At 73.6% G+C, this 24,814-nt stretch carries 20 protein-coding genes, 1 pseudogene and 2 riboswitches; of the genes and pseudogenes, 10 read left to right on the top strand and 11 right to left on the bottom strand.

The features are described 5' to 3' along the window. Nucleotides 1-407: 407 nt before the first annotated feature. Nucleotides 408-782, bottom strand: a pseudogene (locus tag ACFWA9_RS28325) (PRC-barrel domain-containing protein); the annotation flags it as partial. A gap of 223 nt (nucleotides 783-1,005) precedes the next feature. Then, nucleotides 1,006-1,109: riboswitch (glycine riboswitch) on the top strand. A 239-nt stretch (nucleotides 1,110-1,348) separates the two neighbouring features. Between ACFWA9_RS28325 and gcvP the strand changes: the two are divergent. After that, on the top strand, nucleotides 1,349-4,249 hold the full coding sequence (gene gcvP, locus ACFWA9_RS28320) for an aminomethyl-transferring glycine dehydrogenase (protein ID WP_329490879.1): 2,901 nt from the start codon (nucleotides 1,349-1,351) through the stop codon (nucleotides 4,247-4,249). Nucleotides 4,250-4,358: 109 nt separating this feature from the next. Here the strand turns inward: gcvP and ACFWA9_RS28315 are convergent, their stop codons facing one another. Both ACFWA9_RS28315 and ACFWA9_RS28310 read right to left on the bottom strand, forming a co-directional pair. Beyond that, nucleotides 4,359-4,550 (bottom strand): DUF5999 family protein, encoded by a 192-nt coding sequence (locus tag ACFWA9_RS28315; RefSeq protein ID WP_329490880.1) that lies wholly within the window; start codon nucleotides 4,548-4,550, stop codon nucleotides 4,359-4,361. A gap of 351 nt (nucleotides 4,551-4,901) precedes the next feature. Next, nucleotides 4,902-5,474, bottom strand: coding sequence for a hypothetical protein (locus ACFWA9_RS28310; RefSeq protein WP_352291810.1), 573 nt, complete (start codon nucleotides 5,472-5,474; stop codon nucleotides 4,902-4,904). A gap of 368 nt (nucleotides 5,475-5,842) precedes the next feature. Here ACFWA9_RS28310 and ACFWA9_RS28305 point away from each other — a divergent pair, with 368 nt between their 5' ends. Together ACFWA9_RS28305 and ACFWA9_RS28300 are read left to right on the top strand one after the other, a co-directional pair. Beyond that, the gene (locus tag ACFWA9_RS28305; RefSeq protein ID WP_380390705.1) at nucleotides 5,843-7,348 is read left to right on the top strand and encodes a glutamate--cysteine ligase; all 1,506 of its coding nucleotides are present in this window, start codon (nucleotides 5,843-5,845) and stop codon (nucleotides 7,346-7,348) included. Nucleotides 7,349-7,467: 119 nt separating this feature from the next. Then, on the top strand, nucleotides 7,468-8,256 hold the full coding sequence (locus ACFWA9_RS28300) for a CPBP family intramembrane glutamic endopeptidase (RefSeq protein WP_352291806.1): 789 nt from the start codon (nucleotides 7,468-7,470) through the stop codon (nucleotides 8,254-8,256). Here ACFWA9_RS28300 and ACFWA9_RS28295 read toward each other — a convergent pair. From ACFWA9_RS28295 to ACFWA9_RS28270, 6 genes are all read right to left on the bottom strand, one after another. Further along, nucleotides 8,234-8,767: an HAD domain-containing protein gene (locus ACFWA9_RS28295; RefSeq protein WP_380390703.1), complete on the bottom strand. Its 534-nt coding sequence runs from the start codon at nucleotides 8,765-8,767 to the stop codon at nucleotides 8,234-8,236. The two genes, ACFWA9_RS28300 and ACFWA9_RS28295, sit on opposite strands and share 23 nt — an antisense overlap. Nucleotides 8,768-8,868: 101 nt before the next feature. Then, complete coding sequence (locus tag ACFWA9_RS28290; protein ID WP_380390701.1) at nucleotides 8,869-10,146, bottom strand: MFS transporter; 1,278 nt, start codon at nucleotides 10,144-10,146, stop codon at nucleotides 8,869-8,871. Nucleotides 10,147-10,274: 128 nt separating this feature from the next. Next, a complete protein-coding gene (locus ACFWA9_RS28285) occupies nucleotides 10,275-10,976 on the bottom strand; it encodes an alpha/beta fold hydrolase (protein ID WP_329490886.1) in 702 nt (233 codons plus the stop codon). 120 nt (nucleotides 10,977-11,096) lie between these two features. After that, the gene (locus tag ACFWA9_RS28280; protein WP_359806366.1) at nucleotides 11,097-12,509 is read right to left on the bottom strand and encodes a sugar porter family MFS transporter; all 1,413 of its coding nucleotides are present in this window, start codon (nucleotides 12,507-12,509) and stop codon (nucleotides 11,097-11,099) included. 125 nt (nucleotides 12,510-12,634) lie between these two features. After that, nucleotides 12,635-13,258, bottom strand: coding sequence for an FMN-binding negative transcriptional regulator (locus ACFWA9_RS28275; RefSeq protein WP_380390698.1), 624 nt, complete (start codon nucleotides 13,256-13,258; stop codon nucleotides 12,635-12,637). 10 nt (nucleotides 13,259-13,268) lie between these two features. Then, complete coding sequence (locus tag ACFWA9_RS28270; RefSeq protein WP_380390696.1) at nucleotides 13,269-13,931, bottom strand: pyridoxamine 5'-phosphate oxidase family protein; 663 nt, start codon at nucleotides 13,929-13,931, stop codon at nucleotides 13,269-13,271. Nucleotides 13,932-13,965: 34 nt separating this feature from the next. On the opposite strand from ACFWA9_RS28270, the gene ACFWA9_RS28265 reads away from it, so the two are divergent. Beyond that, on the top strand, nucleotides 13,966-15,303 hold the full coding sequence (locus ACFWA9_RS28265; protein WP_380390694.1) for an aminotransferase class I/II-fold pyridoxal phosphate-dependent enzyme: 1,338 nt from the start codon (nucleotides 13,966-13,968) through the stop codon (nucleotides 15,301-15,303). A gap of 200 nt (nucleotides 15,304-15,503) precedes the next feature. Beyond that, complete coding sequence (locus ACFWA9_RS28260; protein WP_380390692.1) at nucleotides 15,504-16,700, top strand: GDSL-type esterase/lipase family protein; 1,197 nt, start codon at nucleotides 15,504-15,506, stop codon at nucleotides 16,698-16,700. 65 nt (nucleotides 16,701-16,765) lie between these two features. Here the strand turns inward: ACFWA9_RS28260 and ACFWA9_RS28255 are convergent, their stop codons facing one another. Continuing rightward, nucleotides 16,766-18,124 (bottom strand): NAD(P)/FAD-dependent oxidoreductase, encoded by a 1,359-nt coding sequence (locus ACFWA9_RS28255; protein WP_329490892.1) that lies wholly within the window; start codon nucleotides 18,122-18,124, stop codon nucleotides 16,766-16,768. A gap of 178 nt (nucleotides 18,125-18,302) precedes the next feature. Here ACFWA9_RS28255 and ACFWA9_RS28250 point away from each other — a divergent pair, with 178 nt between their 5' ends. The 4 genes from ACFWA9_RS28250 (at nucleotide 18,303) to purB (ending at nucleotide 21,608) form a co-directional block, all read left to right on the top strand. Beyond that, nucleotides 18,303-19,058, top strand: coding sequence for a HipA family kinase (locus ACFWA9_RS28250; RefSeq protein ID WP_352291790.1), 756 nt, complete (start codon nucleotides 18,303-18,305; stop codon nucleotides 19,056-19,058). Next, a complete protein-coding gene (locus tag ACFWA9_RS28245; protein ID WP_329490894.1) occupies nucleotides 19,055-19,468 on the top strand; it encodes a DUF3037 domain-containing protein in 414 nt (137 codons plus the stop codon). The genes ACFWA9_RS28250 and ACFWA9_RS28245 overlap by 4 nt, the downstream gene beginning before the upstream one ends. A gap of 122 nt (nucleotides 19,469-19,590) precedes the next feature. Further along, on the top strand, nucleotides 19,591-20,046 hold the full coding sequence (locus tag ACFWA9_RS28240; RefSeq protein WP_329490895.1) for a MarR family transcriptional regulator: 456 nt from the start codon (nucleotides 19,591-19,593) through the stop codon (nucleotides 20,044-20,046). Between the two features lie 131 nt (nucleotides 20,047-20,177). Beyond that, a complete protein-coding gene (gene purB / locus ACFWA9_RS28235) occupies nucleotides 20,178-21,608 on the top strand; it encodes an adenylosuccinate lyase (RefSeq protein ID WP_352291788.1) in 1,431 nt (476 codons plus the stop codon). A 7-nt stretch (nucleotides 21,609-21,615) separates the two neighbouring features. Here purB and ACFWA9_RS28230 read toward each other — a convergent pair whose 3' ends face one another. Then, nucleotides 21,616-23,154 carry an MFS transporter gene (locus ACFWA9_RS28230; protein ID WP_380390689.1) on the bottom strand — a complete coding sequence of 513 codons (1,539 nt, stop codon included), beginning with the start codon at nucleotides 23,152-23,154 and terminating at the stop codon, nucleotides 21,616-21,618. Nucleotides 23,155-23,464: 310 nt separating this feature from the next. Then, nucleotides 23,465-23,625: riboswitch (cyclic di-AMP (ydaO/yuaA leader) on the top strand. A gap of 4 nt (nucleotides 23,626-23,629) precedes the next feature. On the opposite strand from ACFWA9_RS28230, the gene ACFWA9_RS28225 reads away from it, so the two are divergent. Beyond that, a complete protein-coding gene (locus ACFWA9_RS28225; protein WP_380390687.1) occupies nucleotides 23,630-24,664 on the top strand; it encodes a peptidoglycan DD-metalloendopeptidase family protein in 1,035 nt (344 codons plus the stop codon). The last annotated feature ends 150 nt before the right edge of the window (nucleotides 24,665-24,814 follow it).

The raw sequence follows: 24,814 nt of genomic DNA, 5'->3' as shown, positions 1-24,814 counted from the left end.
AACTACACTCTCATATGGGTCGGCTGCGTCATTTGTTTATAAGAGACCGGGGCGGGCGCGGGGGTGCGGGTGGTGGCGGCCGGGGGGGCCGCCACCTCGGCGCCGTCGGGGCCGCCCGTGACGAGCGGGGCCGCCGGCGGCCGCTGCTCCGGTGCGACGGGCGCCGACGGGGTGGCGGGCGCGGTGGTGTCGAGGGTCCGCACGTTGGGCTCCGTAGCAGGTTCGGACGGCTTGCCGAGGTCGGCGGCCGGGGGGACGGTGAGGGGCGGGGCCATGCTGTCGGCCGAGTGGAAGGCGAGCGGCTTCGCCGGGGCCGCCGAGACCGACTGGTCGGCGGGCTTCGCCGCGGCGACGCCCGCCACCGCGGCGGTGCCCGCCGCTGCCGCCGGGGCGGCGGCCGGCACGCTGCCGAAGTCGAGGTCGGCCGGCTCGGAGCCGGAGCCGTCACCGGCCGACGGCCGGCCGTCCACCTGGGTGTCCAGCCCGTAGTAGCGGTAGAGCTGGAGCTCCTGGGCGGGTGACAGGTGCTGGCCCACGCCGAAGTCCGGTGACTCCTTCACCAGGGACTTGTCGTAGGGCACCCGCAGTTCGTCGCCGGAGAACTCGCTCGTGGTCAAGGGGACGAAGGCGTCCCGGCCGAAGATGCCGGTCCGGACGGCCGCCCATTCGGGCTGCCCGGTGGCGTCGTCCAGGTACACCTCGTCGACCGTGCCGATCTTGTCTCCGTTGCGGTCGACCGCCTTGTGGCCGATGAGGTCCCGGGGGTCGATATCGGTCTGCACTCTTTCCTCCAGTGCGTCGCGCCTGCGGAACGCCCGCAGGCCGGCGGCCGGCCCGCCCGTCCCATCCGCCACTTCACACCAAAAGCCATGAACCGGACCGGCGCGACCGGGGTGCGGCCGGACGGGCCCGGTGCTGCGCCGTCCGGGTCACGGACCGGCTGTTCACCTGCCAGGACGCACCCGTGATCGAGGCGCCTGCCGCTGGTACCCTGGGCGCGACCGCCGAGCCCGCTCGGGAGAGTCCCCGAGAGCGGAAGTCGCTGGTCGGGGCGCCGAAGGAGCAACTCCTCCCCGGAATCTCTCAGGCATCCGTACCGTGTGGGATAGGTCACTCTGGAAAGCAGGGCAGGACTGCCGGCGAGGGAGCCGGCGGCACCACCCTCACCGACGGTGCAAGCCGGCGGGGCGCCACAGCGCCTCGCGCGGGTGAAGCTCTCAGGTCCCGATGACAGAGGGGGAGGCCTGTCGGGTCCGTCCGCCCCAGGCCTGTCCGCTGTCGTCCGCAGCGGCGGTGCCGCCCGGCGTGCGTACCCCCGCCGGTCCGTGACCAGGAGGCCTCGACCACCATGAACGCCCAGCCGAACGCGGGACGCACCACCACCCCCGTGACCCTCACCGAGCTCGAGCAGGCCAGCCCCTTCGAGAACCGCCACATCGGCCCCGACGTCGCCGCGCAGGAGAAGATGCTGGCCCAGGTGGGCTACGGCTCGCTGGACGAGCTCGCCGCCACCGCCGTGCCCGAGGCGATCCGCTCCATCACCGGGCTGGACCTGCCCGCCGGCCGCAGCGAGGCGCAGGTCCTCGCCGAGCTGCGCGAGCTGGCCGGTCGCAACACCGTCCTCCAGCCGATGATCGGCCTGGGCTACTACGGCACCTTCACCCCGCCGGTGATCCTGCGCAACGTCCTGGAGAACCCGGCCTGGTACACCGCGTACACGCCGTACCAGCCGGAGATCTCGCAGGGCCGCCTGGAGGCGCTGCTCAACTTCCAGACCGTGGTCTCCGACCTCACTGGTCTGCCCACCTCCGGCTCCTCGCTGCTGGACGAGGGCACCGCGGCCGCCGAGGCGATGTCCCTGGCCCGCCGTGTCACCAAGGTCAAGGGCGGCGTCTTCCTGGTCGACGTCGAGACCCTGCCGCAGACCGTCGCGGTGATCCGGACCCGCGCCGAGCCGACCGGCGTCGAGGTCGTCGTCGCCGACCTCTCCGCCGGCATCCCGGCCGAGATCGCCGAGCGCGGCGTCTTCGGCGTGCTGCTCCAGTACCCCGGCGCGACCGGTGTGGTCCGCGACCTCGCCCCGGTGATCGAGCAGGCCCACGGCCTCGGTGCGATCGTCGCCGTCGCCGCCGACCTGCTGGCGCTGACCCTGCTGAAGTCCCCGGGCTCGCTCGGCGCCGACATCGCCTGCGGCACCTCGCAGCGCTTCGGCGTGCCGATGGGCTTCGGCGGCCCGCACGCCGGCTACCTCTCGGTGCGCGCCGAGTACGCCCGCTCGCTGCCCGGCCGCCTGGTCGGCGTCTCCGTCGACGCCGACGGCAACCGCGCCTACCGGCTGGCCCTGCAGACCCGCGAGCAGCACATCCGCCGCGAGAAGGCGACCAGCAACATCTGCACCGCCCAGGTGCTGCTGGCCGTGATGGCCTCGATGTACGCCGTCTACCACGGCCCGGACGGCCTGGCCGACATCGCCCGCCGTACCCACCGCTACGCCGCCGCCCTCGCCGAGGGCCTGCGGGCCGGCGGTGTCGAGCTGCTGCACGGCGAGTTCTTCGACACCGTCACCGCGGTCGTCCCCGGCCGCGCCGCCGCGATCGCCGAGGCCGCCCGCGCCCACGGCATCAACGTGTACCAGGACGGCGAGGACCGGATCTCGGTCTCCACCGACGAGACCACCACCCGCGAGCACCTGGCGGGCGTCTGGGCCGCGTTCGGCGTCGAGGGCGTCGAGACTCCGGAGAGCGCCGAGGCGCTGCCGGCCGCGCTGCTGCGCGAGGACGAGTACCTGACCCACCCGGTCTTCCACAGCCACCGCTCGGAGACCGCCATGCTGCGCTACCTGCGCCGCCTGTCGGACCGCGACTACGCGCTGGACCGCGGCATGATCCCGCTGGGCTCCTGCACCATGAAGCTCAACGCGACCACCGAGATGGAGCCGGTGACCTGGCCGGAGTTCGGCCAGCTGCACCCGTTCGCGCCGATCGACCAGGCCCAGGGCTACCTCACCCTGATCCGCCAGCTGGAGCAGCAGCTGGTCGAGGTCACCGGTTACGACGCCGTCTCGATCCAGCCGAACGCCGGCTCGCAGGGCGAGCTGGCCGGTCTGCTGGCCGTCCGCGCCTACCACCACGCCAACGGTGACGTGCAGCGCGACGTCTGCCTGATCCCGTCCTCCGCGCACGGCACCAACGCGGCCTCCGCCGTGATGGCCGGTATGCGCGTGGTCGTGGTCAAGACCCTGGTCGACGGCGACGTGGACGTCGAGGACCTCCGGGCGAAGATCGAGCAGCACCGCGACAACCTCGCGGTGCTGATGGTCACCTACCCGTCCACCCACGGCGTGTACGAGACCCAGATCACCGACATCTGCGCCCTGGTGCACGAGGCCGGCGGCCAGGTCTACGTGGACGGCGCCAACCTGAACGCCCTGGTCGGCCTCGCCAAGCCGGGCAAGTTCGGCGCGGACGTCTCGCACCTGAACCTGCACAAGACCTTCTGCATCCCGCACGGCGGCGGCGGCCCGGGCGTCGGCCCGGTGGCGGTGCGCGCGCACCTGGCGCCGTACCTGCCGAACCACCCGCTGCAGTCCGAGGCGGGCCCGGCCACCGGCGTCGGCCCGATCTCGGCCGCCCCGTGGGGCTCGGCGGCCATCCTGCCGATCTCCTGGGCGTACGTCCGGCTGATGGGCGGGGAGGGCCTCAAGCGGGCCACCCAGGTGGCGGTGCTGAACGCCAACTACATCGCCAAGCGCCTGGCCCCGCACTTCCCGGTGCTCTACACCGGTCCCGGCGGCCTGGTCGCGCACGAGTGCATCATCGACCTGCGCCCGCTCACCAAGGAGACCGGCGTGACGGTGGACGACATCGCCAAGCGCCTGATCGACTACGGGTTCCACGCGCCGACGATGTCCTTCCCGGTGGCCGGCACCCTGATGATCGAGCCGACCGAGTCCGAGGACCTGCACGAGATCGACCGCTTCTGCGACGCGATGATCGAGATCCGGGCCGAGATCGACAAGGTCGGCTCGGGCGCGTGGCCGGCCGAGGACAACCCGCTGCGCAACGCCCCGCACACCGCGGGCGCGCTGGCCGGTGACTGGGCGCACGGCTACTCGCGCCAGGAGGCCGTCTTCCCCGCGGGCGTGAACCCGGCGGACAAGTACTGGCCGCCGGTCAGCCGGATCGACGGCGCGTACGGCGACCGCAACCTGGTCTGCTCCTGCCCGCCGCTGGACGAGTACGGCTCCTGAGCCGACTGACGCGGTACGGCAGGGCCCCGGCGGAGTCTTCTCCGCCGGGGCCCTGCCCGTTGTCCTGCGTCGTCGGTGTCGCTCGGCGGCCGACCCCGCCGTCGGCCGGTCAGGCGGCGTGTGCGACGGGGCGGCGCGGGGCGATCACCCGGCCGTCGGGCAGCAGTTCGCCGGTGTCCTCGAAGACCAGGACGCCGTTGCAGAGCAGGCTCCAGCCCTGCTCCGGGTGGCAGGCCACCGGTACGGCCGCCTCGCGGTCCTCGGACTCCGCCGACGGGCACTCAGGACGGTGCTGGCACATACGCGTACCCTCGCTTCGCTTGGCGATCCTCCCCGTGGTGCGGCGCCGCCGGGTGACCGGCGGGAGCCGCCGCGGTAGTCGGATCCTGTCCGGCGCCGGGCCAGGTGTGGACCGGCGCTCAAGTGGGTAGGACAGGGGGTCCTTCCACGCTGGTTCCCAGTGTCGGCATCCCGGGGCGATCGCGCAGCAATTTCGTGACATGCGCCACAACTACCGGGCAGAGATCACCCGTTCAGGTGGCGGCAGACGTGAATGAGCGCCGGACGGGTCAAGGGGCGGCTGACTCGATTCGGCCATGCCCTATGACCCGTCCGGGTGGGTACGGGTGGCGCGGGGGTGACGCGGGAGCGTTCAGGAGGAGCCGAGCAGCAGTGGCCTGGCGAGCGGGGCGCGGGTGAGGACGGGCAGCAGGTCGGCCGCCGGGTAGGCGCGGTGCGCGGTGACGCCGAGCGGGGCCGGGGCCAGTGGGATCAGCTGGTCCGCGTCGGGGCCGGCGTCCGGGCTGTGCAGCCAGAGCGCGGTGGCGTACTGGCCCGGAAAGGTGAGCAGCCGGGGCTGCCGTCGGGTCCGCGAGGTCTGGGCGAGCTGCCAGGCCTGGCGCAGTGCCCGGACGGTGGAGTCCAGGTACGGCCCGGCGGTGAAGTGCGAGAAGACGTGGCCCTCGACGCCCTGGACCACCTCGGCCGCGGCCGCCACCTCGGCGCCGTCCTTGATCAGGAACCGCCAGCCCGTCCGCCGGGCGGCGGCGAGCTCGGGTCGGGGCCCGTCCAGGACGTGGACCGCGAGCGGATGCGCGGGCAGCAGCGGGCCGGTCGGATGACGCAGCGCGGCGGCGGCGGGCTGGCGCAGCGCGGTCTCCGAGTCGAGCGCGGCGAGGACCGCGCGCAGGGCGCTGGGCGGGGGCTGGGGGGTCTGCAGAGTCATGGCGGGGTCGCCTCTCCGTGCGAGATCGGCGTGCGAGTGCGGCATACCGGCATGGCGCGGTGTGTCGTCGGTGACGGAACCTGGCCGTGTCCGGTTGTGCATGATCGCGGTGCGGGCGCCGCCGCTGCCGTCGACGAGGGTGTTCGGATCGACAGCGGGCCGGCCTTGGGCGCAGTGCGAATTCTATCGAACAGGTGCACAGGGTGACCTGTTTATCACAGGCGGTGGCGCCGGGCAAGTCGACGGATGTGCTGAAAGACCATCAGTTCCCTTGCATTGCAAGCCGGTCGAAGCGATCGGGTATCGATCTTCGGGGTGGGCATGATGCTTGCACGGTCGGTCGGCCGGCCGCTCAGGAGGAGGGGATCATGGGCGAGAAGGTCGTGGCGACGCGCGCGGACCTGTCGGACCGGCAGCTGTACCGGCGCAAGCTCCAGTCCTGCCAGGACGCGCTGGAGCGGATGCTGCGAGAGGACCGCTTCGACCGGCCCCGCGCCGTGATGGGGCTGGAGATCGAGCTCAATCTGGCCGACGAGCAGGGCCTGCCGGTGATGCGCAACGCGCAGGTGCTCAGCTCGATCGGCTCCAGTGACTTCCAGACCGAGCTGGGCCAGTTCAACATCGAGGTCAACATCGCCCCGCACCGGCTCGCCGGCCACGTCTTCGAGGAACTGCGCGAGGAGATCGACACCGGGCTGCGCTACGCCGACCGGCGGGCCGCCGAGGCCGGCGCGCGGATCGTGATGGTCGGCATCCTGCCGACCCTGGAGCACGACCACACCGGGCTGGACGCGATGTCCCACAACCAGCGGTACAGCCTGCTCAGCGACCAGATCCTGGCCGCCCGGGGGGAGGACATCACGCTGGACATCGAGGGCGTCGAGCACCTCCAGCTGGAGTCGATCACCATGGTCGCCGAGGCCGCCGCGACCTCGTTGCAACTGCACCTCCAGGTGACCCCCGAGCGGTTCTCCTCGGTCTGGAACGCGGCCCAGGCGATCTGCGGCCCGCAACTGGCGCTCGGCGCCAACTCGCCGTTCCTGTTCGGCCGGGAGCTGTGGCGGGAGACCAGGCCGGTGCTCTTCCAGCAGGCCTGCGACACCCGTTCGGCCGAACTCAAGGCGCAGGGCGTACGGCCGATCACCTGGTTCGGCGAGCGCTGGGTGGACTCGGCGTCCGACCTGTTCGAGGAGAACCTGCGGTACTTCCCGGCGCTGCTGCCGATCTGCGACGACGAGGACCCGGTGAAGGTGCTGGCCTCCGGCGGCGTGCCGCGGCTGGCCGAGATGCGGCTGCACAACGGCACCATCTACCGGTGGAACCGCCCGGTGTACGACGTCAGCGGCGGCGTGCCGCACCTGCGGGTGGAGAACCGCGCGCTGCCGGCCGGTCCGACCGTCGCCGACACGCTGGCCAACGCGGCCTTCTACTACGGGCTCGTCCGGGTGCTCGCGGAGCAGTCGCGGCCGATCTGGACCAGGCTGCCGTTCGAGCGGGCCGACGAGAACTTCCGGCAGGCCGCCCGGTACGGCGTCGACGCCGTGTTCCAGTGGCCGCGGCAGGGCCGGGCCGGGCGCGGCGGGGGCCTGGCCACCGTCCCCGCGGTCGACCTGGTGCTGAACGAGCTGCTGCCGATGGCCTCCCAGGGGCTGGACGAGTGGGGCGTGGAGCCGGCCGACCGGGACCGCTACCTCGGCATCATCGAGCAGCGCTGCCTGCGCCGGGTCAACGGCGCCTCCTGGCAGAGCGCCACCTTCCACCGGCTGCGCGAGCAGTTCGGGATGGACCGCCCGGCCGCGCTCGCCGCGATGACCCGGCGCTACATCGAGTACATGCGGGTCGGCGAGCCCGTGCACACCTGGCCGGTGGGGTAGGGCCGGGCGGCCCCGTGGCGGGGGCACTCCGCGGCCCTGACGGGGAGTGCCCTGTGGAAGGATGACCGCTCCGGCGGTCGGCCGACGGCCGGAGCGACGCCGGACCGCTGGAGCACCCCGTGACCACCGCCCCGACCCAACCGGAGACCGCGCGGCCCACGCGCCGGCTGCTCGGCGTGGAACTGCTGATCGTCCTCGGCCTCTCCCTGGGGGCGAGCGGCGTCGGCGCGCTGATCAGCTTCACGGGCTCGCTGACCGAGACGCTCCAGCTCGGCCAGCAGGTCGCCACCCTGAACTCCTCACGGGCGCCCGGCCGCCCCTGGCTGGACCTCGCCTGGCAGGTCTACTACATCGCGCGCGGGCTGATGCCGGTGGTGCTGGTCGGCTACCTGCTGGTGCGAGAGGGCACCTCGCTGCGGGTGCTCGGGTTCGACCTCGGACAGAAGCTGCGCGACCTCGGCCGGGGCGCCGCCGTCGCGGCCGCGATCGGCGGCACCGGGCTGGTGCTCTACCTGGGCTCGCAGGCGGCCGGCTACAACCTGACGGTGGCGCCGTCCGGGCTGCCCGACGTCTGGTGGCGGATCCCGGTGCTGGTCGCCTCCGCCTGGCAGAACGCCATCCTGGAGGAGGTCGTCGTCCTCGGCTACCTGCTGCGCCGGCTCGGGCAACTGGGCTGGTCGTGGCCGGCCGCGCTGGTGGCCGGCTCGGTGCTGCGGGGTTCGTACCACCTGTACCAGGGGGTGGGCGGGCTGGTCGGGAACATGGTGATGGGCGCGGTGTTCTGCCTGCTGTACCGGCGCTGGGGGCGGGTGATGCCCCTGGTGGCGGCGCACGCGCTGATCGACACGGTGGCCTTCGTCGGGTACGCGCTGCTGGCCGGCCACGTCAGCTGGCTGCCCACCGGCTGACCGCCGGGCGGACGGCCAGGGGGCGCGGCGGGCGGGCCAGCAGCCGGTCCACGTGCCGGCGCTCCAGGCCCTGGCCCGGGTCGATGGGCAGCAGGAGGCGGTCACGGCGCCAGAGGGCGTTGCGGACCAGGCGGGGCGGGATGACGTCGTCCGTCCAGGCGAACGGCCGGCCGGCGGCGTACCGCAGCAGGGGGGCCCACTTGTGGGCGGAGAACAGCTCCATCAGCGGTACCCGCGGGTCGCCGGGCTGCGGGACGTAGCCGGCGAAGCGGACCACCGGCAGCCGGGGCAGCCCGATCGCCGGGGCGATGTGGGTGTTGGCCTCCTCCTCCCAGGTGGTGGCCCAGACCAGTTCGTAGGTGTCGGCCAGTTCACGCAGCCACTCGCCGTGCCGGGCGGAGAGCAGGACGCTGTAGCCGAGCAGGGTGTGCGCGTCGAACCCGGCCTCGGGTCTCGGGCAGACGGGGTTGAGCACCCCGTCGACATCCAGGAACAGCAGTGGCTTCGGCACCGGGCGCCCCCCAGGTCAAGACGTCTCTGTCATCCGGTCGGACGAGTGGCGTACGCCGGTGGTTGCCCGGCGGAGGGCGCGCGCGGGGGGCGCGGGGGCGCTCAGCCGACAGTGGCGGGCTCGACGGGCCGCGCGACGGAGGCCGGAGCGGCGCGCCGGGAGAGCCGGCGGACCTGCGGCTCCAGCAGGACGAGGGCGCTGAGCAGCAGGCAGAGCGCCGCACAGGCCCAGAGCGCGCCGGTCAGGCCCAGCCCGACCGCGGCCGGCCCGGCCAGCGCGGTGCCGACCGGGGCCAGCGAGAGCGAGCCCAGCTGGTCGTAGGCGGAGACCCGGGAGAACATCTCGGCGGGAATCTCCTGCTGCAGGGCGACCATCCAGTTGACGCCGAACACGGTGACCCCGGCGCCGGACAGGAACATCGCCGCGACGAGTACCGGCAGCGGCGCGGCCAGCGCGAGGGCCAGCGCCGGCAGGCCGAAGAGGAAGACGCCCCAGTTGCCGATCAGCAGGATCCGGCGGGGCTGCCAGCGGACCATCAGCAGGCCGGTCACCACCAGGCCGATCCCGTGCGCGGCGAGCGCCAGGCCCCAGTCGCCGGCGCCTTCCAGCCGCTGCTCGGCGACGATCGGCCCGTACACCGCGTCCACGGCGGTGATGCAGGCCATCAGCACGGCGAACTGGAGCACGATCACCCAGAGCCAGCGGCGGGAGGCGAACTCCTGCCAGCCCTCGCGCAGGTCGCGCAGCATGCCGCCGCCGGCCGCGGCGGGGGCGGCGGCCTCGGCCTCCAGGAAGAACCGCAGGGCCGCGGCGACCAGGAAGCAGCCGGCGTCCACCGCGAGCACCCAGCCGGGGCCGACGGCGGCGGTGAGGGCGCCGCCGAGCGCCATGCCGCCGATCTGCGCGGAGTTCAGCGCCAGCCGGAAGACCGAGAACGCCCGGCCGGCGTGCTCCGCGGCCACGCTCTGCATGATCATGCCCTCGGAGGCGGGGGCGTAGAAGGCGTGCCCGGCGCCGCCCGCCGCGGAGAGCAGCATCAGCTGCCAGAGCTGCGCCTGACCGGCCAGGACCAGCGCGGCCAGGACCGCCTGGGAGACGGCGCTGAACAGGTTGGCGGCGACCATGACGTGGTGGCGCGGCAGACGGTCGGCGAGGGCGCCGCCGATCATCAGCAGTAGGACGACCGGGACCAGCCGGGCGGCGGTGACGTAGCCGACCTCGGCGGTGGAGCCGCCGCTCGCCATCACCGCGAAGGCGGTGGCGATCGGGGCTCCGGCGTTGCCGAGGCCGCTGACCACGGTGGCGGCGGTCTGGATGCGGAAGTTGCGGCCGGCCCAGGGGAAGCGGCGTCGGTGCGGGGGTGGGGGTTGGCTCTGCACCTGGTGACTATGCCGGGGGACGTGACAGCTGTCCACCGGGTTTCGGGCCTTACGGCGGGGGCCGAGAGGTGGCGTGCGGGCCTCACGGCGGGCGGCCGGGACGCGGCGTGCCGCACCGGCGGGCACGCTCAGCCGAGGTGGCCCCGGAGGAAGCTGAGGGTGCGCCGCCAGGCCGTCCGGGCCTGGAGCGGGTCGTAGGAGCCGGGGCGGTTCTCGTCGTTCATGAAGGCGTGCCCGGCCGGATAGAAGTGGATCTCGGGCCGGACGTCGGTCGCCTCGCCGATCCGGATCGCCGCCTCGTCGACGGCGGCCATCGGGATCGACCGGTCGTGCTCGGCGTAGTGCCCCAGCACGTGGGCGGTGAGGCCCCGGTAGTCGAAGTCCGGATCGGGCGGCAGCCCGTAGAACGGCACCACGGCGGCCACCCGGTCGCCCTCGGCGGCGGCCAGCAGCAGCGCGAAGCCGCCGCCCATGCAGAACCCGACCACGCCGACCGCGTCGCCGACCACGCCGTCCAGGCCGAGCAGGTACCCGACCGCGCCGCGCAGGTCCACCACCGCCCGCTCGACCGGGAGTTCGCGCTTCAGCCGGGCCGCCTCGGCACTGTCGTGGGCGGTCGCGCCGCCGAACAGGTCGGGGGCGAGGACGGTGAACCCCTCGGCGGCGAAGCGGTCCGCCATCGCGGCCACGTGGGAGGTGAGCCCCCACCACTCCTGCACCACCACCAGGCCGGGGCCGACGCCCCGCTCGGGCCGGGCCAGATAGCCGTGGGCCTGGCGGCCGTTGCTCGGGAAGGTGACGTTCTGCCGGGAGCCGCCCTGCTCAGGCATGGCTTCCTCTCGGTGGGGACGGGCCGCGCGGCGCGGCGAGGGCTGCTGGGGGGCCGGCGCCGAGGGGGCGTCCGGGAGCGTGGTCGGCGCCGGCCCCCCGCGCCGGCGCGGCGCGGCGGATCAGCCCATCTCCTCCAGCGCCCGGCCCTTGGTCTCCTTGATGCAGAAGGCCACGAAGGGGATCGAGAGCAGGGCGAAGGCCGCGTAGATGACGTAGGTCGCCGACAGGTTCCAGTCCGCGAGGTCGGGGAAGCTGACGGTGATCGCCCAGTTGGCGATCCACTGGGCCGAGGCGGCGACGGAGAGGGCGAGCGCCCGGATCCGGTTGGGGAACATCTCGCCGAGCAGGACCCAGACCACCACGCCCCAGGAGAAGGCGAAGCAGAACACGAAGACGTGCGCGGCGACCAGCGCGACGGTGGCGTAGGTGTCGTCCAGGGTGGCGGCGTCGCCGGTGCCGTGCCGGAAGGAGAAGGCCCAGGCGGCGGTGCCCAGCGCCAGCGCCATGCCGGCCGATCCGGCCAGCGCGAGCGGCTTGCGGCCGATCCGGTCGACCAGGGCCATGGCGACCACCGTGCCGACCACGTTGACGATCGAGGTGGAGAGGCTGATCAGCAGCGAGTTCGACTCGTTGATGCCGACGGACTGCCAGAGGAAGGACGAGTAGTAGAAGATCACGTTGATGCCGACGAACTGCTGGAACACCGAGGCGCCGATGCCGATCCAGACGATCGGCAGCAGCCCGAAGCGGCCGCCCAGCAGGTCCCTGGCCCGGGGCTTGTGGGCGGATTCCAGCACCGCGCGGATCTCGGTGACCCGGGCGTCGAGGTCGACCCCCTCGCCCTCCACCTCCAGCAGCACCTTGCGGGCCTGCGCCTCGCGGCGGTCGGCGATCAGGTAGCGCGGCGACTCCGGGATGGCCAGCGCCATCAGCCCGTAGACGAGGGCCGGGACGGTCTCGACGCCGAGCATCCACTGCCAGGCCTGGATGCCGCCCAGGTGACCGGTGGAGTCGCCGCCGGCGGCCTGGTTGAGGGCCCAGTTGGCGAGCTGGGAGACGGTGATGCCGAGCACGATCGCCATCTGCTGGAAGGACGCCAGCCGGCCGCGGTAGGCGGTGGGCGCGACCTCCGCGATGTAGGTCGGGGCGATCACCGAGGCGATGCCGATCGCGACGCCGCCGACCACCCGCCAGGTGGCCAGCACCTGGATGCTCGGCGGGAACATCGAGCCGATGCCGCTGATCGCGAACAGTGTGGCGGCCAGCAGCATGGTGCGGACCCGGCCGAACTGGTCGGCGAGCCGGCCGGCGATCACCGCCCCGCCGGCCGAGCCGAGCAGGGCGATGGCCACCACGAAGGCGGTCTCGCCGTTGCCGACCGCGAAGTGCTTCTGGATGCCGGTCACCGCACCGTTGATCACCGCGCTGTCGTAGCCGAACAGGAAGCCGCCCATCGCGGCCGCCGCCGAGATGAAGACGACGTGTCCGAGATGCGCCTCGCCGGAGGCCGGACGGGATGTGGCTGTGGACACGCGCGCTCCCCGGGTGGACGGGCCCGCCGGCACAGCCGAGGGGGCAGGATTCGTCACACATTCGATCAGCGGCGTCCCGGCTTCGCCCGAAATCGAGCCGATCGGGTGACTTGGCGTCAGCGCTGCTACCCCGTGCGCCGCGCGTTACGCCTGAGGAGCTGGGTGCGGGCGGCGGCGTCCAGGCCCCGGTCGCGTTCGGCCAGCCGGTCGGCGACGGCCCGCTGCTCCGCCGCGCCCTTCTTGTCGTCGTACTTGAACTTGGCGCGCACCGTGCGGACCGTCAGCCGCAGCCCGCGCAGGCCCGACAGGAGCGGGCCGAAGGGCGCCTCGCCCGGGGCCACCCGGGTGTCCGGGGTCTCCGGCTGGAAGTGCGCCAGCTGCCGGTTGAGGATCGCCGCCTTGCCGGCCGCGTCCTCGACGATCTCGGCCGTGCAGAGGAACTGGACGGAGGCGTAGTAGCTGGTCGGCGTGCCCGGCTCGCCGCGCCAGTGGCCGGGGGCGAAGGCGTAGTCGTCGGTGACCGCGAGGGTGACCTCGGGGTCGACCCGGACGGCGGCGAACAGCGGGTTGGGCGCGGCGAGGTGCAGCAGGATCTCGCCCCGCTCGACGTCCAGCAGGAAGTGGGTGGGGACCAGGACGGGCCCCTGGCCGGGCAGGCCGTTGGCGGCGAGCAGGCCGAAGTCGCGGCCCTGGGCGAGCCAGGCCCGCCACTCGGCCTCGTCACCCCGGTCCCAGGACCTGATCAGCATGGGGAGCCCCTCAGCGGGTGAAGTCGCGCAGGTGCGCGGGGAGCGGCACGGTGGTGGAGGCGTCCGGCACGGGGGCGCCGTACACCGTGGTCACCGGCACGACGCCGGCCCAGTACGGGAGGTCGAGGTCCGCCTCGTCGTCGTCGGCCTCGTCGGCGCGGGTCTTGGCCGAGACCTCGTCGAGGTCGAGCCGGACGACGGCGGTGGCGGCCAGCTCCTTGGCGTTGGCCGGCCGGACCTCGGCGGAGCGGCCGGGGACGGTCTGGTCGACCAGCGCGTCCAGCGCGACCGACAGCTCCACCGGGTCGGTGACCTGGTGGGCCGTGCCGTGGGCGACCACCGAGCGGAAGTTGATCGAGTGGTTGAACGCGGACTTGGTCAGCACCAGGGCGTCGACCAGGGTGACGGTGACGCAGACCGGCATGCCCTGGTCGCCCTTGGCGCCGCGCAGCGGCCGGCTGCCGGTGGAGCCGTGGACGTAGAGGCGGTCGCCGACCCGGGCGAAGATGGTCGGCAGCACGACGGGGGCGCCGTCGACGACGAAGCCGAGGTGGCAGAGGTAGGTGCTGTCGAGGATCGCGTGGATCGCGTCCCGCTCCCAGGTGGCGCGGTCCTTGTAGCGGGTGGGGGTGGTGCGCGGGGTACGGGCGTAGGACGCGGTGCCGTCTGACATGACAACCTCTATGTACTAGTGCATAATCTCTTTTGTGCTAGGAGACTATCCGATCAAGGGACGGCGCGCCAGCGAGATCGCGGCCGACGTCGAGCAGAACGTCAGCACCGGGCGGCTCGCGCCCGGCACCGCATTGCCCCCGCTGCGCGACCTGGCCGCCGAACTCGGCGTCAACCCCAACACCGTCGCCGCCGCCTACCGGCTGCTCCGCGACCGGGGGGTGATCGAGACCGCCGGCCGCAAGGGCAGCCGGATCCGCCCGCGGCCGGCGCTCACTCCGCGCGACCAGATCCGGGTGCCCGTCCCGCCGGACGCCCGGGACCTCTCCAACGGCAACCCCGACCCGGCGCTGCTCCCCGACCTCACCCCGGCCCTCGCCGCCGCGGCCGAGGCCGCCCGCCGCGACCCGGTGCTCTACGGGCGCCCCTCCGCCGATCCGGGGCTCCTGGCCCTGGCCGGGGCGGGCTTCCGCGCCGACGGCCTGCCCGACGCGCCGATCGCCATCAACTCCGGTTCGCTCGACACCATCGAGCGGATCCTCGCCACCCGGCTGCGCCCCGGGGACGCCGTCGCCGTCGAGGACCCGGGGTGGGGGAGCCTGATGGACCTGCTGCCCGCCCTCGGGCTGCGGGCCGCCCCCGTCCGGCTGGACGACGAGGGGCCGCTGCCGGAGGCGCTCGCCGAGGCGCTGGCGGCCGGGGTCCGCGCGGTGGTCGTCACCAGCCGCGCGCAGAACCCGACCGGCGCGGTGGTCACCGCCGCCCGGGCGGCCGCGCTGCGGGCGGTGCTGGCGGGCCATCCCGGGGTGCTGCTGATCGAGGACGACCACGGCCACGGCATGGTCGACCAGCCCTTCCACTCGCTGGTCGGGGCCGGCTCCGAGCACTGGGTGGTGGTGCGCTCGGCGGCCAAGGCCTACGGGCCGGACCTGCGGCTCTCCTTCGCGGTCGGGGACGCCGACACCATCGGCCGGGTGCAGGGCCGTCAGCGGCTCGGGGCCGGCTGGGTCAGCCATCTGCTGCAGGCCACGGTCGCCGAGCTGTGGCGCACCGACGCGGCGCCGGCCGCACGGGTGGCCGCCGCCTACCGGGCGCGCCGGGACGCCCTGCTGGGGGAGCTGGCCGCCCGTGGCATCGAGGCGCACGGCGCGAGCGGGCTGAACGTCTGGGTGCCCGTCCCGGACGAGACCGGCGCGCTCGCCGCGCTGGTGCAGCGCGGCTGGGTCGTGGCGCCGGGCGCGCGGTTCCGCCTGCAGTCCGCGCCGGGGCTGCGGATCACCGTCGCCCGGCTCGATCCGGCCGAGGCACGGCGGCTGGCCGACGACCTGGCGGCCGTGCTCGGAGCGGACGGTGCCGGTTCGCGACTGATCTGAACCGGTCGGTAACAGGCCGGGAATCCTGTGCACGACCGATCTGAACCGGTCGGTAACAGAGTGAGAAACCTGGTGCAGATACCTAGCGGTAACAAGCGCGAGCATGTCATCTTCATCGCGCCACCGGCCGGCGGCCCACCCTCACCTCCGCGTCTCCCCGCCCCCACCGTGCGGACGAGACCGACCGCAGGAGTTCCGCCGTGCCCGAAAACCGTTCGAGCATCACTCGCAGAACCACCCGCCTCGCCCGGCGGCTGCTCGCCGCCGCCCTCGCCCTGCCGCTCGGCGCGGCCGGCCTGGTCGCCGGCGCCGCCGCACCGGCCGCGGCCGCCGGCGCGGTGCCGGCCGGGCCCACCGCCAGCGTCACCCTGGGGGACAGCTACATCTCCGGCGAGGCCGGCCGCTGGAAGGGCAACTCGGTTGTCACCGGCGGGAGCCGGTCCGGTACCGACCGGGCCTGGACCGGCAGCGCCTACGACCCGAGCGGGGTCTACGGCGCGACGTATGCCAGCGGGTGCGACCGCTCGGACGTCGCGGAGGTGCGCAGCGCCCCGACCGTGACCCAGACCCAGCTGAACCTGGCCTGCTCGGGGGCCGTCGCCGCCAACGTCTTCCGGGCCGCGAACGGCGGCCAGTCGTTCAAGGGCGAGGCGCCGCAGGCCGACCAGCTCGCCTCCGTGGCGCGGCAGTACAACGTCAAGCTGATCACGCTCTCGATCGGCGGGAACGACCTCGGCTTCGCCGACGTGATCCAGAGCTGCGTCACGGACTACCTCGTCTGGTACTCCTACTGCCACGACGACCAGCAGGGCGAGGTCGACTCCCGGATGCCCGGCGCGATGGCGGGGGTCGGCAAGGCGCTGGACGAGATCCGGACCGTGATGGCCGGTGCGGGCTACGCGACCGGGGACTACCGGGTCGTGCTGCAGTCCTACCCCTCGCCGATCCCGCGCGGCGCCGAGATGCGCTACCCGGAGAGCGGCTGGAGCCGGTCCGACACCGGCGGCTGTCCGTTCTGGAACGGCGACGCCGACTGGGCCCGGGACTCGCTGGTGCCGCAGATCTCGCGGGCGCTGGCCGGGGTCGCCGCCGCGAAGGGGGCGCAGTTCCTGGACCTGGCGGACATGCTGCAGGGGCGCGAGGTCTGTTCCAAGGCCACCAAGCAGGCGAGTTCGAGCAGCGCGCCGTCCGCCACCACGAGTGAGTGGGCGCGGTTCGTCGACGGCGGGCTCAGCGCCTCGCAGGGCACGATCCAGGAGTCGATGCACCCGAACTACTACGGCCAGCAGGCCCTCGGGCAGTGCCTGACCCTGCTGTACGCGCGGCCGACCGGCAACTACGGCTGCCGCAACACGGCCGGCAAGGACGCGAGCGGGATGTACCTCACCGCGCGGTAGCGCGCGGCGCGGCCGGTCCCCGCCCCCGGCCCGAGTGGGCGGGAGCGGGGACCGGCCGCGGCGGGTCAGCCCTTGGCGAGCAGCGCCTCGGCGTGCGCGCGCACCTGATCCTTCGTCAGATAGGCGTCGGTGTACTCGAAGTCCCGCAGCCGGGCGGGCTGGCGGGCCAGGAAGCCGGTCCGGACGAAGTCGTCGCCGGCGGTGGCGTTGAGCAGCCAGTTGGCGCCGACCCGGAACTTCGCCACGTTGGTGCGCATCGCCATCAGGTGGTAGCCGCGGGCGACCACCTGGGCGGGGACGCCGCGCAGTTCGACGCCGACCGGCTTGGAGACCGCGTCCTTGCCGCCGAGGTCCACCACCAGGCCCAGGTCCTTGTGGTAGTAGGGCTCCAGCGGCTGGTTGCGCAGCGCGGCGATCACGTTGTTGGCCACCGCCCGGCCCTGGCGGGCGGAGTGCTGGGCGGTGGGCGGGCAGACCGCGCCGTCGCCCTTCGCGAGGTCCGGGACGGCGGCGGCATCGCCGAGTGCGAAGACGCCCTCGAACTGCGGCACCCGCATCTCCGCGGTGACCGCGATCCGGCCGCGGACCGTCTCGGCGTCCAGGGTGCCGATCAGCGGGCTGGCCGCGACGCCGGCCGTCCAGATCAGCGTCCGGCAGGGGAGCACCCGGCCGTCGGTGAACTTGACCGACTCGGCGCCGACTTCGGCCACCGAGACGCCCAGCGAGACCTCGATGCCGCGCTCGCGCAGCACCTCCAGGGCGGCGACGCCGAGGGCGTCGCCGAGCTCCGGCATCAGCTTCGGGGCGATGTCGATCAGGTGCCACTTGATCTGCCGGGCGTCCAGCCGCGGGTAGCGCCGGGCGGCCGCGGTGGTCAGCCGCTGGAGGCAGGCGGCGGTCTCGGTGCCCGCGTAGCCGCCGCCGACCACCACGAACTGGAGCCGGGACTCGCGCTCCCGCTGGTCCAGGGTGGCGGAGGCGAGGTCGAGTTGGGCGATGACGTGGTCGCGGACGTAGGTCGCCTCGGCGAGCGTCTTCATGCCGCGCGCGTAGTCGGTCAGGCCCGGGATGTCGAAGGTGCGGGTCACGCTGCCGGGCGCGAGCACCAGGTAGTCGTACTTCTGCGCGACGACCTCGTCGGTGATCTTGCGGACCACGCAGACCTTCGAACGCGGGTCGACGCCGATCGCGCCGCCGGGGACGATGTGGGTGCGGCGCAGCGTCCGGCGGAGCGAGACCGCGACCGACTGCGGGGTCAGCACCCCGGCCGCCACGTGCGGGAGCAGCGGCAGATAGAGCTGATAGCTGAACGGCGTGACCAGCGAGATCTCCGCCTCCGAGGGCGTGAGCTTGCGTTCGAGCCGGCGAGCGCACTCCAGTCCGGCGAAGCCACCGCCCACGATCAGGATCCGAGCTCGTTCCATCGTTCATCCCTTACAGTGCAGTTCGCAGTTCGTACCGTGCAAGGTCCCCACTACTCTGAGCCACACTCGCACGGCGGAGCGGGCGCTGCCACCGGACGGCGCGGATGGCGCAGGCCCGCGCCGGGCGGGGACGGCACGCGGCGCCCGGTCCGCGCATATGCCCGATAGGCTGTCCGGCGTGCTCCCCGAGGTGACGGCGGTCCGTTATGTGACGCCACTGCGAGAAGGCGGCTCGATGCCGGGCCTGGTCGAGGCCGACGACCGGCGGTTGTACGCCCTGAAATGGGTCGGCGCCGCGCAGGGCCGCAAAGCGCTGGTGGCGGAGGTGCTGGCCGGTGAGCTGGGCCGCCGGCTCGGGCTGCCGGTACCGGAGTTGGTCACCGTGGACCTCGACCCGGTGCTGGCCCGCAGCGAGCCGGACCCGCAGATCCAGGACCAGATGCGGGCCAGCGGCGGCCGCAACCTCGGGATGGCCTTCGTCAGCGGGGCGCTCAACTTCGACCCGCTCTGCTTCGAGGTGGACGCCGGGCTGGCCGGGCAGGTGCTCTGGTTCGACGCCCTGATCGGCAACGTCGACCGCTCGTGGCGCAACCCCAACCTGCTGGTGGCCACCGGCGGGCTGCGGCTGATCGACCACGGCGCCAGCCTGATCTTCCATCACCACTGGGCGGGCGCGGCCGGCTGGATCCGCCGCCCGTACGACGCCTCCGACCACGCGCTGTTGCGCGCGGAGCCCGATCTGGTGGCCGCGGACAAGGCGCTCGCGCCGCTCGCCGAGGCGGCGGTGGAGGCGGCGGTGGCGCGGATCCCGGACGTCTGGCTGGCGGACGAGCCGGGCTTCGACTCGCCCGAGGCGGTGCGCGCCGCGTACCGCTCCCAGCTGACCGGGCGACTGGCCGGTCCGCGTGACTGGCTGCCGGAGGTCTCCGCATGAGCGAGTCCGTGACGCCGGCCCCGCCGGCCGTCGAGCTGCACGACTACGAGTACGCGGTGATCCGGGCGGTGCCCCGGGTCGAGCGCGGCGAGTGCGTCAACGTCGGGGTGCTGCTGTACTGCCGGCAGAGCGCGCACCTGGGCGCCCGGACCCATCTGGACCAGGCCCGGCTGCTGGCGCTCGACCCGGTGGCGGACGTCGCCGGGGTGCGGCGGGCGCTGCACGGGATCGAGGCGGTCTGCGCGGGCGGGCCCGCGGCCGGTCCGGCGGCGGGCGACAGTCCGGGGCAGCGGTTCCGCTGGCTGACGGCGCCGCGCAGTGCCATCGTCCAGCCGGGACCGGTGCACACCGGGCTGACCGGTGACCCGGAGGCCGAGCTGCGGCGGCTCTTCGACCAGCTGGTGCTCTGAGGGCGACCGGTCGGGTGCCCGGGGGCCGTCCGGGGGCCCTTCCGGGGCCGAGCGGTTGACCTGCGGACTTTTGCCCCGGTCAAAGCTTGAGTTGGTGAAGCACTCGGTCGTACGCTGGCCCCATGGGTTCGACAGCGACGACGACCGTACCGACCAACGCCGAGTTGATGGAGGCGTTGGCCGCCGTCGGCGCCGCCTACTTCCAGGACTTCGCGGGAGCCGCGGCCCGGCACGGCCTCTCCTCCTCCCAGGCGAAGGCCCTCGGTGCGGTGCAGGAGCCGGTGCCGATGCGCGCGCTGGCCGGCCGGCTGGGCTGCGACGCCTCCAACGTGACGGGGATCGTCGACCGGCTGGAGTCGCTCGGCCTGGCCAACCGCGAGGCGGCGGCCGGTGACCGGCGGGTCAAGATCGTGGTGATCACCGAGCAGGGCCGCGAGATCCTCGGGCTGATCCGCGGCGAGATGAGCCGTACCCACCAGGCCTTCGAGGCGATGACGGACGAGCAGCGGATCTCGCTGCACTCGATCTGCGCGCAGGTGCTGCCGGTCCTCGCCGGGCGCTCGCCCGGCACGGTGTAGCGGCACGGCGGCACGGCGGCACGGCGGCACGGCAGCACAGCGGTACGGCGATCGGCCGGGGCGGGCGCGGGAGGCGGCAGCGCCCGGTCCGCCGCCGCTCGCGCTGACCTCGGCTGTTAGGCTTGCGAAGCGTGAGCGCGAAGCCCCAGATCCCCAATGTCCTGGCCTCCCGGTACGCCTCGGCGACCCTGGCCCAGCTGTGGTCCCCCGAGCACAAGGTGGTCCTTGAGCGCCACCTGTGGCTCGCCGTCCTGAAGGCCCAGCAGGACCTCGGCGTGGAGGTGCCCGCAGGCGCCGTCGCCGACTACGAGCGGGTGATCGACCAGGTCGACCTCGGTTCGATCGCCGCCCGCGAGCGGGTCACCCGGCACGACGTGAAGGCGCGGATCGAGGAGTTCAGCGACCTCGCCGGCCACGAGCAGATCCACAAGGGCATGACCTCCCGGGACCTGACCGAGAACGTCGAGCAGCTGCAGATCCGCCAGTCGCTGGAGCACGTCCGCGACCGCACGGTCGCCGTGCTGGTCCGCCTGGGCCGGCTCGCCGCCCAGCACTCCGAGCTGGTCATGGCCGGCCGGTCGCACAACGTCGCCGCGCAGGCCACCACCCTGGGCAAGCGCTTCGCGACCGTCGCCGACGAGGTGCTGGTCGCCTTCCGCCGGCTGGAGGAGCTGATCGCCCGCTACCCGCTGCGCGGGATCAAGGGCCCGGTCGGCACCGCCCAGGACATGCTGGACCTGCTCGGCGGCGACACCGACAAGCTCGCCGAGCTGGAGCGCCGGGTGGCCGGTCACCTCGGCTTCGACCACGTGCTGACCAGCGTCGGCCAGGTCTACCCGCGCTCGCTGGACTTCGAGGTGCTCACCGCCCTCGTCCAGCTCTCGGCCGGGCCGTCCAGCCTGGCCAAGACGATCCGCCTGATGGCCGGCCACGAGCTGGTCACCGAGGGGTTCAAGGAGGGCCAGGTCGGCTCCTCCGCGATGCCGCACAAGATGAACACCCGCTCCTGCGAGCGCGTCAACGGCCTGGCCGTCATCCTGCGCGGGTACGCCTCGATGACCGCCGAGCTGGGCGGCGACCAGTGGAACGAGGGCGACGTCTCCTGCTCGGTGGTCCGCCGGGTCGCGCTGCCGGACGCCTTCTTCGCCTTCGACGGCCTGCTGGAGACCTTCCTGACCGTCCTCGACGAGTTCGGCGCCTTCCCCGCCGTGATCGAGGCCGAGCTGGACCGCTACCTGCCGTTCCTGGCCACCACCAAGGTGCTGATGGGCGCGGTGCGGGCGGGCGTCGGCCGGGAGACCGGGCACGAGGTCATCAAGGAGCACGCCGTCGCCTCGGCGCTGGCGATGCGGGCCGGCGCGCGGGAGAACGAGCTGCTGGACCGGCTGGCGGCGGACGCGCGGATCCCGCTGGACCGGGCCGGGCTGGACGCGCTGCTGGCCGACCGGCTCTCCTTCACCGGCGCGGCCGGTGCCCAGGTCGCCGAGGTGGTCCGCCAGGTCGAGGCCGTCGCGGCCGCCTACCCCGAGGCCGCCAAGTACGCCCCGGGCGACATCCTCTGACGTTGCCTCAGGCCTTCGTGGGCCCCGCCGCCGATCCGGTGGCGGGGCCTTCGCCGTGTCCGGCGGCGGCATGGCCCGGATCCAGCGGAGGGGCGGTGCCGCAGGCGTAGGTGCAGTCCGGCTCGGCGACCGGGTGGTCCTCGGGGGCCAGCACGTTGCCCCGGACGGTGGTGAACGCCGTCATCGCGCCGGTGACCAGCAGCCCGGCGCAGATCAGCATCGCGGTCCGGAAGGCGGAGTCCACCGCGGCCGGCACCCGGTAGGCCTCGCCGCTGAGCCCGGCCAGCGCCGGCAGGGCGGCCACCGCGAGCAGCCCGGCCGCGCGGGCGGCGGCGTTGTTGACGCCGCTGGCGATCCCGGCATGCCGGACCTCCACCGCCGCGAGCACCGTCGCGGTCAGCGGCGCGACCAGCAGGACCATCCCGCAGCCCATCACGGTGGCGGCCGGCAGCACGTCCGTCCAGTACGAGGCGTCGGAGCCGATCCGCAGCATCAGCAGGACCCCCGTCGCGCAGAGCAGCGGCCCCACGGTGAGCGGGAGGCGCGGGCCGATCCGCTTGCCGAGCCGGCCGGCCCGGGCGGACAGCGCGAGCATCAGCACGGTGATCGGCAGCAGGGCGAGCCCGGAGACCAGTGGGGAGAAGCCGGAGACGATCTGCAGCTGGACGACCAGGAGGAAGAAGACGCCGCTGAACGCCGCGTAGACGCAGAGGGTGACCAGGTTCACCGCGGTGAACAGGCGGGAGGAGAAGAGGCCGAGCGGCAGCATCGGCTCCGGGACGCGGCGTTCGACCATCACGAAGGCCGTGCCCAGCAGCAGGCCGGCCGCGCCGGACACCCACACCACGGCCGAGAGCCCGTCGCCCGCCGCGGTCAGCGCGTAGGTGACCGAGCCCAGCGCGAACGCGGCCAGCGCCGCGCCGAGGACGTCGAACCGGCCGGTCGCGCTCTCGTCCCGGCTCTCCGGGACGTGCCGGGAGGCAACCGCGACCACCAGGGCGGCGAGCGGGACGTTCAACAGGAAGATCCACCGCCAGCCGGGGCCGTCCACCAGCCAGCCGCCGAGGAACGGGCCGATCGCGGCGGACACCCCGCCGAGGCCGGACCAGAGGCCGACCGCCGCCGAGCGGTCGTCAGGGTGGAACACCGCCTGGAGCATCGCCAGCGAGCCGGGGGTGAGCAGCGCCCCGCCGACGCCCTGCACCGCGCGGGCGGCGACCAGCACCTCGATGGTGGGGGCCGCGGCGCAGGCCGCCGAGGCGGCGGCGAACCAGAGCACGCCGATCAGGAAGACGCGGCGCCGGCCGTAGCGGTCACCGAGCGCGCCGCCGAGCAGGATCAGGCCGGCCAGGGTGAGCAGATAGGCGTTGAGCGTCCATTGCAGGGCGGCGAGCGGAGCGCCGAGATCGGTGCCGATCCGGGGCAGTGCGACGTTGACGACGGTGCCGTCGAGCATCGCCATGCTGGAGCCGAGCACCGTCGCCAGTAGTACCCAGCGGCCCTGCGCGGTGCCCAGGCGCAGGGTGCCGGCCTCGGAGGTGGCCACCGCCTGATCGTGCGCCCCGGGAGGCGACGTGACAAGGGTCACCGGGGGTGTGTCGGCGGATGGCTTTCCGTAGGCGATCGCATGCGTACGGACACCGAAATCGGCGGAGCGTGGTGGATCAGTGGCACGCGGTGAATCGATTGTGCACATACTGTGCAGCCGATCATTCGGAGTGTCACGGCCTTCCCGGTAGTGGTTGTCGATTCAAGAGATCGACATTGCTTCGCCCGGGCGGATGAGTTTTAGTTCAGCGACCGCCCGGCATTGGACCGGGTGGCCACCGGGTGGAACGCCTAGTCCTGCCGCTGCCCGGTGGTACGAACCGAACTCTGTACGGCAGGAGCGGGGGACCCAAAGGTAAGTCGCCGGACCGGAATTCACGGTCCGGCTTGGGGTGAAGCCGCGCTATGCGGCCGGGCAACTCCAGCCCGAACCCGACAGCTCACCTCGCAGGCGTCGGAGAGGACAGTTCGCCATGCCCGCACAGGCTCGTCGTATCACCCTGCCCCGCGCCGCCCGCATCGGCATCGCCACCGCCGTGACCGGCGCCGCTTTCGCCCTCCCGCTGGTGACCACCATCAGCGCCCAGGCCCACACCGCCCCGGCCGCCAAGCCCGCCCAGACCTCCACCTGGACCGGCGCCACCAGCGTCGACGCCGCGCCGGCCGCTGCCGCGCAGCCGGCCGCCGAGGCCGCCAAGCCGGCCGCCGCGCCGGCCGAGGAGAGCTACAAGGTCGTCGGCGGGGACACCCTGTCGAAGATCGCCGACGCCAAGCAGGTCGAGGGTGGCTGGAAGGCCCTCTACGACCACAACCGCTCGGTCGTCGGTGCCAACCCGAACCTCATCTTCCCGGGTCAGCAGCTCGCGCTGGGTGCCAAGGCCGCCGCCGCTCCGGCCGCCGCCGAGGCCGCCAAGCCCGCCGCCCCGGCCGCCAAGCCGCAGGTCTCGCAGGACGCGCAGAAGCCGGCCGCCCAGCACGCCGCCCCGAAGCCGGTCCAGGCCGCCAAGCCCGCCGAGGCCCCGGCCGCCAAGCCGGCCGCCCCCGCCGCGAAGCCGGCCGCTCCGGCCGCCCCCGCGGCGCCGGCCGCCGCGGCCAGCACCTCGGGCTTCGTCGCCCCCCTCGCCAACCCGAAGCTCGGCACCGCCTACGGCGTGGCCGGCTCGATGTGGGCCTCCGGTCACCACACCGGTGCCGACTTCGTCGCCTCCACCGGCACCCCGCTGCGCGCCGTCGGCGCCGGCACCGTGGTGAAGGCCGGCAACGGCGGCGCCTACGGCAACGAGGTCGAGATCAAGCTCGCCGACGGCCACTACGCCGAGTACGCGCACCTGTCCTCGATCGGTGTGAAGATCGGTCAGACCGTCACCGCCGGCCAGCAGATCGGCCTCTCGGGTGCCACCGGCAACGTGACCGGCCCGCACCTGCACTTCGAGATCCGCACCGGCTCGGAGTACGGCTCGGACATCGACCCGATCGCCTACCTGCGGGCGCACGGCGTCTCCCTCTGACCTGAGGTCGGACTTCCGCTGGGTGCGGGGCGTACGACCTCCCGGGATGGTCATGTCGGGTGACCGCTCGACCGGGTGATCGCCGCACCGTCAGCGGATCATGGGCGCGGGACACGCCCTGGCCGGCCCGGCTCGCGAATTTCCTTCGCG

The sequence above is a fragment of the Kitasatospora sp. NPDC059973 genome (assembly GCF_042737525.1).
Classification (GTDB): domain Bacteria; phylum Actinomycetota; class Actinomycetes; order Streptomycetales; family Streptomycetaceae; genus Kitasatospora.
Note: the sequence above shows the minus strand (reverse complement) of the source record. Positions and strands in the feature narration are given on the sequence as shown.

Excerpts from the sequence above, each read along its gene's own strand:
- gcvP (WP_329490879.1), top strand. The coding sequence starts at position 1,349 with ATGAACGCCCAGCCGAACGCGGGACGCACCACCACCCCCGTGACCCTC.
- ACFWA9_RS28315 (WP_329490880.1), bottom strand. The coding sequence starts at position 4,550 with ATGTGCCAGCACCGTCCTGAGTGCCCGTCGGCGGAGTCCGAGGACCGC.
- ACFWA9_RS28310 (WP_352291810.1), bottom strand. The coding sequence starts at position 5,474 with ATGACTCTGCAGACCCCCCAGCCCCCGCCCAGCGCCCTGCGCGCGGTC.
- ACFWA9_RS28305 (WP_380390705.1), top strand. The coding sequence starts at position 5,843 with ATGGGCGAGAAGGTCGTGGCGACGCGCGCGGACCTGTCGGACCGGCAG.
- ACFWA9_RS28285 (WP_329490886.1), bottom strand. The coding sequence starts at position 10,976 with ATGCCTGAGCAGGGCGGCTCCCGGCAGAACGTCACCTTCCCGAGCAAC.
- ACFWA9_RS28275 (WP_380390698.1), bottom strand. The coding sequence starts at position 13,258 with ATGCTGATCAGGTCCTGGGACCGGGGTGACGAGGCCGAGTGGCGGGCC.
- ACFWA9_RS28270 (WP_380390696.1), bottom strand. The coding sequence starts at position 13,931 with ATGTCAGACGGCACCGCGTCCTACGCCCGTACCCCGCGCACCACCCCC.
- ACFWA9_RS28255 (WP_329490892.1), bottom strand. The coding sequence starts at position 18,124 with ATGGAACGAGCTCGGATCCTGATCGTGGGCGGTGGCTTCGCCGGACTG.
- ACFWA9_RS28245 (WP_329490894.1), top strand. The coding sequence starts at position 19,055 with ATGAGCGAGTCCGTGACGCCGGCCCCGCCGGCCGTCGAGCTGCACGAC.
- ACFWA9_RS28240 (WP_329490895.1), top strand. The coding sequence starts at position 19,591 with ATGGGTTCGACAGCGACGACGACCGTACCGACCAACGCCGAGTTGATG.
- ACFWA9_RS28225 (WP_380390687.1), top strand. The coding sequence starts at position 23,630 with ATGCCCGCACAGGCTCGTCGTATCACCCTGCCCCGCGCCGCCCGCATC.